The organism is Paenibacillus sp. Y951 (assembly GCF_056786395.1).
The window spans coordinates 135050-147914 of record NZ_JBXCIY010000003.1 but is presented as its reverse complement, the minus strand read 5'-3'; the positions used below and the strand labels follow the sequence as shown (position 1 = coordinate 147914).

Genomic DNA, 12865 nt, shown 5'->3' with positions numbered 1-12865 from the left:
ATTTTCAATCAAACGTGAACATTAGAACCAGTCTTCTTCCGACTTCTCTACTTGTCCATGCTCATGGTGACCTTCAGTCATATTGAGCAACACACTTTCCGTCTGCTCTACTGCTTGATTAATTAATTCATCAAGATCCGTTATCTGTTGCTCGACACGCTCGACAATACGCAAATTCGGATTCGTACTTGGCGATTTCGGTAAGAACAACGTACAGCAATCTTCAAATGGCAAGATAGATGTTTCAAACGTACCAATCTTGCGAGCAATCGTAATAATTTCTTGCTTATCCATCATAATACACGGCTTAATCATTGGTAATACAGTGGCACGACCGATAACATTCATACTAGACAATGTTTGGCTTGCTACTTGTCCAAGACTTTCTCCCGTAACAATTCCGCCTGCTTTCACGTTTAGCGCTAGCTGCTCCGTAATACGCAGCATCGCGCGACGCATTAATGTAATCGTTAAGTTATCTTGATCACTATGCGAAATACGAGTTTGAATTTCTGTAAACGGTACAAGATGTAGTCGAATGGGAACGCCACTATAATAAGACAATCGTCTTGCAAGTGTAATAACTTTATCGGTCGCTTGTTGAGTTGTGAACGGGTAGCTATGGAAATGTACCGCTTCAATCTCAAGACCTTTACGAAGCGCCATCCAGCCCGCTACAGGACTGTCGATCCCGCCAGAAAGGAGCAGCATCGCTTTGCCATTGGACCCATATGGGAAGCCACCAGCTGCTGCAATGTTTTCCCAATACAAGTACGTTGCTTCTTCTTGAATTTCGACCCTCAATTCCAATTCAGGATGATGAACATCTACTTTCATATCAGGATATTGCGGTAATATATGAGATCCGATCAAATGATTCATCTCATGAGAACCATGCGCAAATTTTTTCCATGCACGACGCGCATTAATTTTGAACGTAGCCGGAATAGTCTCTAACGATTTCATAACTTCATCTGCTGCTGCTTTAATCGCTTCAAGCTCTGAAGATACAGACAGGACTGGGCTAACTGAAATAATTCCGAATAGATCTTTCAATCGTTCAATGACAGGCTGATGTGGAATTCCATTCAGAATGACATACAGTCTTCCGTACGTTCTCCAATACGTTACTTCAGGAAATTCTTTCATTGCTCGCTTCACTGATTTCAGCATTTTATCTTCAAATATTTTACGATTGCGGCCTTTCATCGTTAAGTCGCCATATCGTAATACAATACGATCGTAGATCAATGGGTGTTGCCCCTCTCAAGATGTTTTAGTGACTGAATGATTTCATGAAGTGCATCGACTAATGTATCGACATGTGCCGTTGTATGCTCTTGTCCAAAGCTAATCCGAATCCCTCCGGTTGCCTCGCCTCTTGTTGCTCCTATCGCCATCAATACACGACTTGGTTTATCGTCTTTGGAAGAGCAAGCCGAACGAGTCGATGCTAAAATGTTACGTTGCTCCAACATATGAATAACGACTTCTGGCTTCATTCCTGGATAAGAGAAATGAACAATATACGGAGATTGTGGTGCACCACCATTAAGCTTTAATTCTGGTATCAATTCAATCCGTTCACGCAAATATGTCGCTAGTACGGATGCTTCATTATAATGTTGATCCAGTGACTCAATAGCTAATCTTAATGCTTTCGCACTAGCAACCACCGCAGCAACATTTTCAGTTCCTGCACGCAAGCTATATTCTTGTGATCCACCTACTTGGAGTGGAGCTAATTGTATGCCATTACGCATATAGAGAAAACCTACGCCACGAGGACCACGCAATTTATGAGCTGATCCGCTTAATAAATCTATACCCCAGTCTTCGATATCAAGGTTAAGTTTACCAACACTTTGTACGGCATCAACATGGAATATTATTTTCGGATATTGCTTTAGCAATTGTCCAATCTGCGCAATCGGCTGTTCTGAGCCTAGCTCATTATTAACATGCATAATACTTACTAGAATAGTATCATCCGTGATCTGTTGTTTCAATTGATCGACAGATACATGGCCAGTAGCATCAACCGGTAGCTCCGTAATTGTGAATCCCTTTTGTCCGAGCTGTTGCATCGCTTCATGAACAGATGCATGCTCTATTGCTGACGTAATAATATGTTTTCCACGATTCGCATATTGACGAGCGACACCTTTAATCGCTAAATTATTTGATTCTGTGCCGCCAGAAGTAAATAGCCATTTGCCTTGCTTCGTATGCATTAAGCTAGTTAGTTGCTCACGTGCTTTTTCAATAAGTTTTGCCGCTGCTACGCCACCACTATGCAACGAAGACGGATTGGCATAATGTTTCGTCATGACCTCCATCATCGTACGCACAACATCCTCATGTGGAGGAGTAGATGCGCAATGGTCAAAATAAAGCATATGATGTAAACCTTCTTCCACTGTAATTAATTGTACAACTTACAATATACGATAAAAACGGGATATACGAAAGTACCACTTTAGTTTCCTTAAAGTGGAATACGTATTCCCGTTTCTTATTATACTCACTGTAGATGAGCATCATATTACGCTTTAGCTGACAACACTTTTCCGATATAACGTTGTGTTTCTTGCGGCAATAAAGACAATTTCTGCTGCAATTCAGCATCCGCAGCAATACCAAGACGATCGATGCGACCAGGCCCAGCATTATAAGCTGCAAGCGCAACCTGCTCATTGCCACTGTATTTTTTAAGTAACATCGCAAGGTAGCGAGTGCCACCTTCAACGTTTTGCTGTGGATCATAAGAGTTCGTAACACCAAGCCCTCTTGCCGTTCCATCCATCAATTGCATCAACCCTTTAGCTCCCGCTGATGATACTGCGCTAGCATTAAAGTTGGACTCTGTTGCTATAACCGCTTCAATTAAAGAAGCATCAACACCATACTTTTGCGATGCAGCTCCAATTAAAGAAGCATATTGAGAACTGCCATAGCTGCCTCCACCACTTATCGCATTGGACGATGTCGAAGAAACTACACCGAGTACCGCACGAGCTTCTTGTTCGCCATATTGCTGAATATGACTCACACCTGTTTGTGCTAAATATCCCCATATAAGATCATGATCTGCTTCCTCTGAAGCTTTACCAAGTGCAGGGTCCCAAATTTTCGCTTCTTGCAATAATTCATCGAATTGCGATTTATTGTTAGCGTCCGTTTGAACCTTTTTACCTGTATAGAAATTAAGCTGTGTATTTATTTGCTGTTGCATCGTAGCTTTTGTAGTATTAATCTCCATAACTATTTTTATCCTCCACTCTAAGACTCATAATTATTATATCGGCAGACCATTACATTCATTACATAGTGAAAACATAACAACTTAATTTATTATATCACAAACTACTTCATAGCATTTCCACTTCCTATAAATTGAGAGTAATGTGTTGTGCGTCTACTAATAATACCCAAAATAAAATTCAATATTACAGCAAAATGGCGAAAAACATAGCTATTCATACTGAAATGGTTTGATTTCTTGCCTTTAATCAGACATTGGCGTTCCATACCCCCTAATAACTGCATAATCGAGTCTTTTCATAGTTGCTAACAATACCGCTTATTTTATATGATATAGTTTAAGAAGTAGTTCAATAATAAAAATATAATAGGAAAAGGATTGTGAACATTAGAAATGGACATAGGTCTCAAATTATTCATGATTGCATTACTGATTTTTTTAACTGCTTTCTTTGTAGCCGCAGAGTTTGCTATTGTACGCTTACGTTCAAGCCGCATTGATCAGTTAGTACTCGAAGGAAAGAAAGGAATTGCTTCAGTACAAAAAATTTCAAGCAATCTGGATGCATATTTATCTGCCTGTCAGCTAGGTATAACTTGTACCGCTTTAGGTCTAGGTTTTCTAGGTGAACCGACAGTAGCTGCCATCCTGTTACCGTTGTTCCATGATTGGGGTATTAGTGAATCTATTAGTCATGCCGTATCAATTGCAATTGCATTTATCGTTATAACATTTTTCCATGTCGTCGTAGGTGAATTAGCACCTAAAACTTGGGCTATTCAAAGAGCTGAACAAATTTCATTATTAACAGCTAAGCCACTTATTATTTTCTATAAAGTATTGTATCCGTTCATCTGGACTCTAAATGGTTCAGCTAACGCCCTTACTCGTCTATTCGGCTTACATTCCGCGAATGATCATGAAGATGCTCATAGTGAGGAAGAAATTCAAATCATTTTGAACGAAAGCTATCAAAGTGGAAAAATTAATAATACCGAGTATGGGTATGTTAGTCGTATTTTCGCTTTCGATGAATTGTTAGCAAAAGAAATTATGGTGCCACGTACAGATATGGTATGTTTGTATACAAATAACTCGCTTGAAAAGAACTTTGAAGTGATTGAGCGTGAACAATATACTCGCTTCCCTGTAGCTATGGAAAGCAAAGATAATATCGTAGGTTTGATTAATACAAAGCAATTATTTCTTGAACATCAAAAAACAAATCAATTTGATCTGAAATCATTAATTCATCCTATACTAAGCGTATCAGAAGTAACGCCAATCAAAATACTGTTGAAGCGTATGCAGTTAGAACGTGTTCATATCGCTATCTTAGTTGATGAGTACGGTGGTACATCGGGACTTATTACAATTGAAGATATTATTGAAGAAATTGTCGGTGAAATTCGTGACGAATTCGATGCCGATGAGCGTAAAGAAATTGAGCAGCTTGATGAAAACTGTTATCTATTAGATGGCAAAGTACTACTTGACGAAATTCATGAGCTTACCGGAGTAAGTTTTGAAGATGAAGAAGTAGAAACAATCGGCGGCTGGGTATATAGCAAGATGCAAGATCCAAAGCTAGGTAAGTCACTTGAATTCGAAAACTTGAAATTCATCGTACGTGAAACAAGTAAAAATCGTATTCGTAAAATTGAAATGCAAATTGCAGTACCTCATGAGCAATCTGAAGAACATACTGCATAATAAAAAGAGCTTATCGCGTATACTTAAGTATACGCGATAAGCTCTTTTTGCATCTATTATCAGATTGAATTTTCGGAATACTTAATCTTTTTCATAAGGGTTGATTTATGCCGTTAATTATGTGATAATACATTTTGTGTTTGAAAAACGATATGCCGTTGTAGCTCAACTGGTAGAGCAACTGACTTGTAATCAGTAGGTTGGGGGTTCAAGTCCTCTCGACGGCACCATTTTTTCTCAAATTCATATGTACATATTCGCCGTTGTAGCTCAACTGGTAGAGCAACTGACTTGTAATCAGTAGGTTGGGGGTTCAAGTCCTCTCGACGGCACCATCTTTTCTCAAATTCATATGTTACATATTCGCCGTTGTAGCTCAACTGGTAGAGCAACTGACTTGTAATCAGTAGGTTGGGGGTTCAAGTCCTCTCGACGGCACCATTTTATGACATCGACTTCTTCTACTCCAACGAGTGAAGAAGTTTTTTTGTATCGACAGTGGAACAATAAAAAAACTGCCACAATAGTTGCAGCAGTCCATTATCCGTTATTCATCAGCTTGATCCCATTTTTTCGAGTAAGCCTTTTTCGTAATCCATAATGTCGCCCAAGTGACAAGTATAATGATTACTACACTGAAAAACCATACAGAGCCTGGTACGCCGCCCATTATTACCCCTCCTTAAGTTCAATATATTTCTCTACTATCACTTAAACGCTTCTATACTAACCACTGTTACTGAAATCGAAATACAATTTTACAATATTGTTTACATTTTAGTGTACACTAATTATAATACCATATTTATAGTTATTATCGACAAATTTGCAACAAAAGGAGCCTACATATTATGAATTTTCGTCTTGACCTGATGGAAACTAAAATTGAATTTTTCGAGGCGCTATCGCTGAAAGAGCTTGAAACTGCTATCGCGGGGCAAATCGATAATAATAAAGCGCTTATGCTAGAACCTCATTCGATCTCCCATCAAACGACATTTCACCCGATTCGCGAGAAAATGATATACACCGCAGTCGTTCACTTCAAGATTAAACGATAATGAGTTGACGTCTGTTTTTTATACGGTGTCTTCCCAGAAAGACTCCTTTCTGGTGGTGGCCGTTAGGCCATGTTAGTTTTGAACAACCTCTTTCAATGAAAGTTCAAAAAGCGGGCGTTCAGAACCGAGAAGATGAAGCGCTACTTGAGGAAGGAGGAAGCGCAAGTGTACGTTATTGGTACACGCGGCCCGGACTTCCCAAGTTCGCTTCATATTCGATGTCGAGTAAGCTACGTCAGCATTCCCTTCGTTATCAACGTCTGCTTTTTGAACTTCCTCTCATTTAGATGAGTTCATTGCGTTTCTTTAAGTACCTATACATAACAAGTGCTAATAGCGAACAGAGCAGCGCACAGACTCCGATGAAGAGATAACCGGCCTGTAACCCTCTCATTAACGCCAGGCTCGAATCAGCGCCGTAAGCGTTCTTGACGCCTTTAATAATAATTCCAATGAGATAATTCCCAATGACTGATCCTACCCCCATAATCGTTGCTACAAAGCCGATGACTACGTCGCTATCATTAGGATAACGCTTTGAGATAAATGCCATAACAGTAGGATAGATCGGCGCTATGCCAAAACCTGCAATCGCAAAAAAAATTGCATAATTCTCTCCTCCTAATGTTGCAATAAACGTACTAATAGCAGCAATCATAGAAACCCCAATAATCGATAAGGTAAAGCCAACCCGATCAATGATCGGACCGAGAAATAATCTAGCTAATGAGAAGCCAATAAAGAAAGAAGAAAGCATACTGGAAGCTGCTATAGTCGTCCATCCATAGCTTTTTTCCAAGAAATTGACTAGCCATCCCCCTACGGAAAGCTCCGAAACAACACCGAATGTCAATATTGCGATTAATAACCAAAGAGATTTATCCTTCATTAATGTTTTGAACGATTTGCGATCCTCCGCTTTAATCTCATCACCTGGAAAACGACTTAGCAAAGCTGGAATAATCGGAATTAATGAAAGCGCGAGTACAATAAGATACATCATTCTCCAATCGATCGCGTAGCCCAATAAACTGATACTCATAAGTCCCGTCGCTAGCAGCGGCGCTACTACAGAACTTAATCCATAAAAGAAATGTGACAAATTCATCATTGTACCTGTATTTTTCGTAAAGATACGCGCACCAAGAATAGCCAAGCCAATCTCAAGCATCCCATTGCCGATATAAAGCACAAAGTTAGAACCAATTAGCCAAGTATACGAATAGGAAAGCCATACAAGTATACCCGACGCAAACATAATAACGAATGTCATAACCGTAACGACCTTCATTCCAAACTTGCGCACGAGTAACCCTGTAAAGGAACAAGCAAGTAAGTAGCCTAATGAATTCAACGATAATAGCGTGCCAAGCTGCCCTTCATCCAAATGAAATTGCAGTTGCATTCTTGGAATTGCAGGTCCTTTAATATTTTCAGATAAACCAAAAATAATGAAGCCAATAAAAATCGTAAGCAGCTGCCATGTATAATTACGTTTTGCTGCTTTTGTCTCTTGCTGTAATGCGGTCATAATATAATGTCTCCTGTATGTATATTTCAATCACACAAATAACGCTCATTCAGAATCGATGACGCGAGAATGAATGAGCGTAACTACGGTCTTGCTCTAAGTCTAGATTTGATCGTTTATTGCTAATGCAGATTTGTTAAGATGGCAACGCTGCGATCTCTCCTTGCACAATCATCGCTCTCCCATTCTGCTCATCTAGTTTCATTTGCACAATGAGATCATCTAAATTGTCAAATTTAATCTCTTCGCGTAAATAGGTTGAAAAGATTACTTTTACTTGTTCTCCATATAAATCTCCTGAAAAATCAAGTAAGTACGCTTCAATTTTATAGGAGTCGCCATTGACCGTTGGGCGATATCCAGCACTAATCAATGTATAATACGATTGCTCCGCAAATACTCCTGTCATGATCTCAGCAATTCCGAGATAGATACCCGCTTTAGGTGAAACATATTGATCAACATTTCCACCAAGATTAATCGTCGGAAACATTAATTCGCGCCCGAGTGCATTACCATGGACAACTTCTCCAATAACATAGAATGAATCACTCATTCGTTGTTACACCTCTTTCAAGTTCAATGAAACGCTCTAATGAATACGAATCAGTAATTCTGTATCGTTATTATACATGAATGCTGAAAAAGTGTGAAGAGAATTGATCTCCTTTTCGTCGGACATATCCCCGTTCGTTATCCAACTAATTATAACTACAAATAGCACTGCCCTATGTAATAATACTAGGCAGTGCTTCATCTATTCTTTATTGTTTATTTTTGTATTATTTGCCGAAGTGCCTTATCAATGGTGCGGTATGTAAACTTGTACCCTGCTTTCTCTAGTCGGTCCGGAATAACCCAGCGGCTCTTCAAAATCAATTCTGTTTCCGTTTTGATGAATACAGCACCAAATTCAAGCATCCATTTTGGAGAAGGCAATCCGAACTTAACATTCATCGTTTTCCGCAAATTATCCATCAATTCACGATTTGTAACCGGATGAGGCGCTGAACAATTGATCGCTCCGCTAATGTCTTTGTTATCTCTAAGGAAGAGCGTAATATCGAATAAATCTTCAATATGAATCCAACTGAATTTCTGATTGCCAGAACCTTGTACGCCACCAAGGCCAAATCTAACTAAGTTTTTGAAGGCAGTCATCACACCGCCATGTTCACCTAGTACAATCGCAAGTCTTAAGGCAACCTTTCTAGTAGCTGGTAAGTCGAAATCAAAGAATGTCTTTTCCCACTCTGTCGCTACGTCAACGGAAAATCCAGAACCAATGTCTCCCGTTTCCTCAGTCATTGGACGATCTTCAGCATGCCGATAAATAGTGGCAGTACTTGAATTAATCCATAGTGAAGGTGGATTGTCGCACTGTAATACTGATTGACCAAGTATGCGAGTTGTATCTACTCTCGACGCTATAATCTCTCGCTTATTCTGCTCATTGTAGCGACAATCTACTGACTTCCCTGCCAGATTGATTAGTAGCTCCGAATTATTAATTGCCTCTAGTATTCCTATTTCATTATCCCAAGATATATGACCTTCCTGTCTTGAGATAATTTTCACAACATAGCCCATATTACGAAACTTATCATTGAAGTATTTCCCGACAAAACCAGTCCCACCAGCTAAAACAACTTTTTTCTTCATGGAATCACTCATTTCTCATTGAGATTAGGTTTGTTATTGTATATCCTAACATACATAACCTAAAATTTACCTGTTAATTGTTACAAAAAAAAGAAATGGTGCCTGTGAAAGCACACCATCTCATGAAAAGTAAAACCTATATGCATCCAAAACAATATCCCCCGTTTAAGTTATCTTAGCGCATTGATATGATTAAATTTCAACAAATTCCCCAGGCTTCAATTCATGCCCCTGCTGATCCTGTGCTGCTAATTGTTTTATAAACTGCTCTCCATTTTGACGAATCGGTGGAAAGGTATTGAAATGTATGGGGATGATATGTTTGGCATCTGTCCACTTCGCTGCAATGAGAGCTTCCCTTGGCCCCATCGTAAAATGATCTCCTATTGGTACTGCAGCTATATCTATCTTATGGAGTTCACCAATTAATTTAATATCTGAAAATAAAGCAGTATCTCCCATATGGTATAAGGTTTGATCACCCATTGTTAGAATAACTCCTTGTGGTTGACCAGCATAATGAGCGACCCCATCTACTTCAAAAGATGAACTATGGAATGCTTGAGTCAGCTTTACTGAAATATATTCATCGATGATATAAGTACCGCCTGTATTCATACCTACCGTTGTAGCACCGGATGGACTAAGCAATGAAGCTAATTCAACTACTGCCAAAATAGGGCAACCGTTCGCTAACGCAATCGAAGCAGCATCGCTAGAATGATCGCTATGTCCATGGGTCAATACAATCGCATCTACCTTCAAGTCTTTCGCTTCCATCGCAGCCATCGGATTTCCACTCAAAAAAGGATCAATTGCAATTTTTTTGCCTGCTCCTTCAACTAGTAATCCAGCATGTCCCAAAAATGTAATTTTCATAATAATCCTTCCCCTCAATAAATTATTCCTCGTAACTTACTAACTACCTAATCCATCTGTAACATTGCCACAATATTATCGTTATTGCAAATTGGGCGACGCTTACCATTTTCGTCGAGATCTAGTGTTGTTGTACTTAATATAATACTAGATCAAACGCAAAGAGGACATGGATTTATCCATGTCCCCTTTATATTAATCATAATATCCACGACAATGTCTTATTACAGAGCCCAATCTTCGCAATTCCACACATCTGTTACGATATCTTTGTAGAATTCTGGTTCATGACACACTAGAATGATGCTGCCCTTGTACTCTTGTAAAGCACGCTTAAGCTCTTCCTTCGCATGTACATCCAAATGGTTAGTTGGTTCATCTAAAACTAATATATTAGAAGGTTTATTAATTAGCTTACATAATCTAACCTTTGCTTGCTCGCCACCGCTTAATATATGAACAGGACTTTCAATATTTTTTCTTGTTAAGCCCGCTCTAGATAATTGACCCATAATTTCTTTATTTGTGGAGTTAGGAAACTCATTCCATACATCGTCCATGACCACTGTTGTATTAACTTCTAACACTTCTTGTTCAAAGTACCCTATTTCCTGATAATTTCCTAAATTAATTTCTCCACTTATCGGCGTTAATACACCAAGTAAGCTTTTGAGAAGGGTGGATTTCCCTAAACCGTTTGTACCAACGATGGCAATCTTTTGATCTCGTTTCATCTTTAGATTTAATGGTTTACTTAATGGCTTGTTATAGCCAACGACCAAATTTTCAACCTCGAAAATAATTTCACCAGATGTTCTTGCTTTCTTAAAGTTGAAGTTGGGTTTAAGGTTTTCGCTCTTAATCTCGATTACTTCTATTTTATCAAGTTTTTTCTCTCTTGATTTTGCTTGTTTTGAAGTGGATGCTCTCGCTTTATTTCTGGCGATATAGTCCTCTAATTTAGCAATTTCTTTCTTTTGCTCTCTAAATTCAATTTCTAGCTGTTCCTTCTTAATTTCATACACCTTAAGGAATGCCTCATAATCGCCAACATACCTTGTTAACACCTTATGCTCCAGATGCTGAACGATATTAATAACACTATTTACAAAATCAATATCATGAGAAATTAATACAAATGCATTTTCATAATTATTCAAATAAGCTTTCAACCACTCGATATGCTCTACATCAAGATAGTTGGTCGGCTCATCTAGTAATAGAATATCAGGCGTTTCTAATAGTAGCTTAGCAAGTAAAACCTTCGTTCTCTGTCCACCGCTTAATGTCGACGCATCTCGCTCTAATAACTCTAAAATCCCAAGACCTAAGGCAGTCGTTTGTATTTTTGAATTAATATTATAAAAATCATTAGTATCTAATAACTCTTGCATATCACCAATTTTAGCAAGCGCAATATCCATATCTTCCGCATTCATGTCACCTAGCTTGCCGTATAAATCATTGATTTCTTGTTCAGCATCAAATAAAGTGGAAAATGCTTCTTTCAATATGTCTTCCACCGTTTTCCCTTTGTTAAGATCAGCATATTGGTCCATATACCCTACACTAATCTTGCTGCCCCATGTCACTTTTCCATTGTCAGGTAATAATTGATTAGTAATTATTTTCATTAAAGTAGATTTGCCTTGACCGTTTGCCCCTACTAATGCGATATGTTCACCTTTCAATATTCTGAAGGATACTTTATCAAATATTACTCTTTCGCCAAATGAATGGCTCATTTCTTCGACTGTCAAAATACTCATTAATTTTCTACGTCCTTTTCTATGCAATCTTCTAAATTTTGTGAAATCGTCTTCCAAAACTAATTTTTCATAATATATGACCATAAAAAGGCAGTGGCGGCTTAGAAAAATGCTAATTCTAAGCTATCACTGCTTTATATTAACTATTATTATTTAGTAATTCTTAAACAACGCTATTAAGTATAGCATAAACTTCACGAACGTGAAATAATTAACTACTCGTTTGAATCCCTTTTTAATGACCTTACGTAATCATTATATTCTAGCTCCACAATAAAGTAATAATCTCCATCTTCCTCGTCACCTAAAGTAGGTTGAATATCATAGCGACCTACGAATATCGCCTCTAATGCCGTATCAGCATTGCGATATGGTTCACTTGCTGCAAATCCTGCCTTGGAAAGCGAACGAACTTCTTCATCAGATAATGTACGATCATCAAAGTTAGCTAATATCCGTAATTCTCCATCGTTCAGTTCTTCCGCTTCAATCTTCACAGATAATTGAACTTGAATAGCTTTATAGATAAGTTCCTCTGCAATGGATTGTAATTGTTTAAACGGTACAATTAACGATATAGATGAAGTTTCAAGCTGTTTAATATAAGACATGATTGGTGTTTCCTCCCGAAGTAAACGAATTAAATCAGGGTTGTTGTTAATTATTAACCCTACTGTTCATTATACTCTCTAAACTCCGATCTATAAATCTTATTCTTTATGGCACTTACTACGATATTCAGCTAAAAATTTTGAAAGTAACTTTAGAACAATCTTCGAACCTAAATTACCTGTTGTACCAGTTACTAATATGTTCGTAGTTACTCCCTTATTAAACACTTTGATGTTGAAAACAAAAACCCCCGAATAGTACACCATTAAAAATTTAACAAGTTATTGCGTAACTTCAAAATTTATATTATACTATTCCTACCCGATAACTACGGATTAATCGTATTACTTTTATTAGTTTTTTAGTAGTACTT

13 protein-coding genes and 3 tRNA genes are annotated in these 12865 nt (G+C 38.2%); 6 read left to right on the top strand and 10 right to left on the bottom strand.

Annotation, left to right across the window (positions count from 1 at the left end):
- Positions 1 to 21 precede the first annotated feature (21 nt).
- The 3 genes from thiI to AC1TPB_RS05470 form a co-directional block, all read right to left on the bottom strand.
- Complete coding sequence (thiI, locus tag AC1TPB_RS05480) at positions 22 to 1251, bottom strand: tRNA uracil 4-sulfurtransferase ThiI (protein WP_482075570.1); 1230 nt, start codon at positions 1249 to 1251, stop codon at positions 22 to 24.
- The gene (locus tag AC1TPB_RS05475; protein ID WP_482075569.1) at positions 1248 to 2399 is read right to left on the bottom strand and encodes a cysteine desulfurase family protein; all 1152 of its coding nucleotides are present in this window, start codon (positions 2397 to 2399) and stop codon (positions 1248 to 1250) included. Before AC1TPB_RS05475 ends, thiI begins: the two co-directional genes overlap by 4 nt.
- Positions 2400 to 2545: 146 nt before the next feature.
- Positions 2546 to 3262 carry a lytic transglycosylase domain-containing protein gene (locus AC1TPB_RS05470; protein WP_482075568.1) on the bottom strand — a complete coding sequence of 239 codons (717 nt, stop codon included), beginning with the start codon at positions 3260 to 3262 and terminating at the stop codon, positions 2546 to 2548.
- A 396-nt stretch (positions 3263 to 3658) separates the two neighbouring features.
- On the opposite strand from AC1TPB_RS05470, the gene AC1TPB_RS05465 reads away from it, so the two are divergent.
- The 4 genes from AC1TPB_RS05465 (at position 3659) to AC1TPB_RS05450 (ending at position 5419) form a co-directional block, all read left to right on the top strand.
- Positions 3659 to 4978 carry a hemolysin family protein gene (locus tag AC1TPB_RS05465; RefSeq protein WP_482075567.1) on the top strand — a complete coding sequence of 440 codons (1320 nt, stop codon included), beginning with the start codon at positions 3659 to 3661 and terminating at the stop codon, positions 4976 to 4978.
- Between the two features lie 154 nt (positions 4979 to 5132).
- Positions 5133 to 5208: transfer RNA gene (locus AC1TPB_RS05460), tRNA-Thr, on the top strand.
- Positions 5209 to 5237: 29 nt separating this feature from the next.
- Positions 5238 to 5313, top strand: a tRNA-Thr gene (locus AC1TPB_RS05455).
- Between the two features lie 30 nt (positions 5314 to 5343).
- A tRNA-Thr gene (locus AC1TPB_RS05450) sits at positions 5344 to 5419 on the top strand.
- Positions 5420 to 5525: 106 nt separating this feature from the next.
- Here the strand turns inward: AC1TPB_RS05450 and AC1TPB_RS05445 are convergent.
- Positions 5526 to 5648, bottom strand: coding sequence for a hypothetical protein (locus AC1TPB_RS05445; RefSeq protein ID WP_482061293.1), 123 nt, complete (start codon positions 5646 to 5648; stop codon positions 5526 to 5528).
- A 181-nt stretch (positions 5649 to 5829) separates the two neighbouring features.
- Between AC1TPB_RS05445 and AC1TPB_RS05440 the strand changes: the two genes are divergently transcribed.
- On the top strand, positions 5830 to 6039 hold the full coding sequence (locus AC1TPB_RS05440; RefSeq protein ID WP_482061294.1) for a YrzA family protein: 210 nt from the start codon (positions 5830 to 5832) through the stop codon (positions 6037 to 6039).
- 95 nt (positions 6040 to 6134) lie between these two features.
- Complete coding sequence (locus tag AC1TPB_RS05435) at positions 6135 to 6326, top strand: hypothetical protein (protein ID WP_482075566.1); 192 nt, start codon at positions 6135 to 6137, stop codon at positions 6324 to 6326.
- Here the strand turns inward: AC1TPB_RS05435 and AC1TPB_RS05430 are convergent.
- The 6 genes from AC1TPB_RS05430 to AC1TPB_RS05405 form a co-directional block, all read right to left on the bottom strand.
- The gene (locus tag AC1TPB_RS05430) at positions 6323 to 7570 is read right to left on the bottom strand and encodes an MFS transporter (protein WP_482075565.1); all 1248 of its coding nucleotides are present in this window, start codon (positions 7568 to 7570) and stop codon (positions 6323 to 6325) included. The two genes, AC1TPB_RS05435 and AC1TPB_RS05430, sit on opposite strands and share 4 nt — an antisense overlap.
- Before the next feature lie 136 nt (positions 7571 to 7706).
- Positions 7707 to 8126, bottom strand: coding sequence for a riboflavin kinase (locus AC1TPB_RS05425; protein WP_482075564.1), 420 nt, complete (start codon positions 8124 to 8126; stop codon positions 7707 to 7709).
- 215 nt (positions 8127 to 8341) lie between these two features.
- A complete protein-coding gene (locus tag AC1TPB_RS05420) occupies positions 8342 to 9232 on the bottom strand; it encodes a TIGR01777 family oxidoreductase (RefSeq protein WP_482075563.1) in 891 nt (296 codons plus the stop codon).
- Positions 9233 to 9424: 192 nt separating this feature from the next.
- On the bottom strand, positions 9425 to 10111 hold the full coding sequence (locus tag AC1TPB_RS05415; protein ID WP_482075562.1) for a metal-dependent hydrolase: 687 nt from the start codon (positions 10109 to 10111) through the stop codon (positions 9425 to 9427).
- 224 nt (positions 10112 to 10335) lie between these two features.
- The gene (locus AC1TPB_RS05410; protein ID WP_482075561.1) at positions 10336 to 11880 is read right to left on the bottom strand and encodes an ABC-F family ATP-binding cassette domain-containing protein; all 1545 of its coding nucleotides are present in this window, start codon (positions 11878 to 11880) and stop codon (positions 10336 to 10338) included.
- A gap of 215 nt (positions 11881 to 12095) precedes the next feature.
- Positions 12096 to 12491 (bottom strand): hypothetical protein, encoded by a 396-nt coding sequence (locus AC1TPB_RS05405; protein ID WP_482075560.1) that lies wholly within the window; start codon positions 12489 to 12491, stop codon positions 12096 to 12098.
- Positions 12492 to 12865: the final 374 nt, after the last annotated feature.

Excerpts from the sequence above, each read along its gene's own strand:
- AC1TPB_RS05405 (WP_482075560.1), bottom strand. The coding sequence starts at position 12,491 with ATGTCTTATATTAAACAGCTTGAAACTTCATCTATATCGTTAATTGTA.
- AC1TPB_RS05430 (WP_482075565.1), bottom strand. The coding sequence starts at position 7,570 with ATGACCGCATTACAGCAAGAGACAAAAGCAGCAAAACGTAATTATACA.
- AC1TPB_RS05440 (WP_482061294.1), top strand. The coding sequence starts at position 5,830 with ATGAATTTTCGTCTTGACCTGATGGAAACTAAAATTGAATTTTTCGAG.
- AC1TPB_RS05445 (WP_482061293.1), bottom strand. The coding sequence starts at position 5,648 with ATGGGCGGCGTACCAGGCTCTGTATGGTTTTTCAGTGTAGTAATCATT.
- AC1TPB_RS05465 (WP_482075567.1), top strand. The coding sequence starts at position 3,659 with ATGGACATAGGTCTCAAATTATTCATGATTGCATTACTGATTTTTTTA.
- AC1TPB_RS05410 (WP_482075561.1), bottom strand. The coding sequence starts at position 11,880 with ATGAGTATTTTGACAGTCGAAGAAATGAGCCATTCATTTGGCGAAAGA.
- AC1TPB_RS05475 (WP_482075569.1), bottom strand. The coding sequence starts at position 2,399 with ATGCTTTATTTTGACCATTGCGCATCTACTCCTCCACATGAGGATGTT.
- AC1TPB_RS05435 (WP_482075566.1), top strand. The coding sequence starts at position 6,135 with ATGAAAGTTCAAAAAGCGGGCGTTCAGAACCGAGAAGATGAAGCGCTA.
- AC1TPB_RS05470 (WP_482075568.1), bottom strand. The coding sequence starts at position 3,262 with ATGGAGATTAATACTACAAAAGCTACGATGCAACAGCAAATAAATACA.
- AC1TPB_RS05415 (WP_482075562.1), bottom strand. The coding sequence starts at position 10,111 with ATGAAAATTACATTTTTGGGACATGCTGGATTACTAGTTGAAGGAGCA.
- AC1TPB_RS05425 (WP_482075564.1), bottom strand. The coding sequence starts at position 8,126 with ATGAGTGATTCATTCTATGTTATTGGAGAAGTTGTCCATGGTAATGCA.
- AC1TPB_RS05420 (WP_482075563.1), bottom strand. The coding sequence starts at position 9,232 with ATGAAGAAAAAAGTTGTTTTAGCTGGTGGGACTGGTTTTGTCGGGAAA.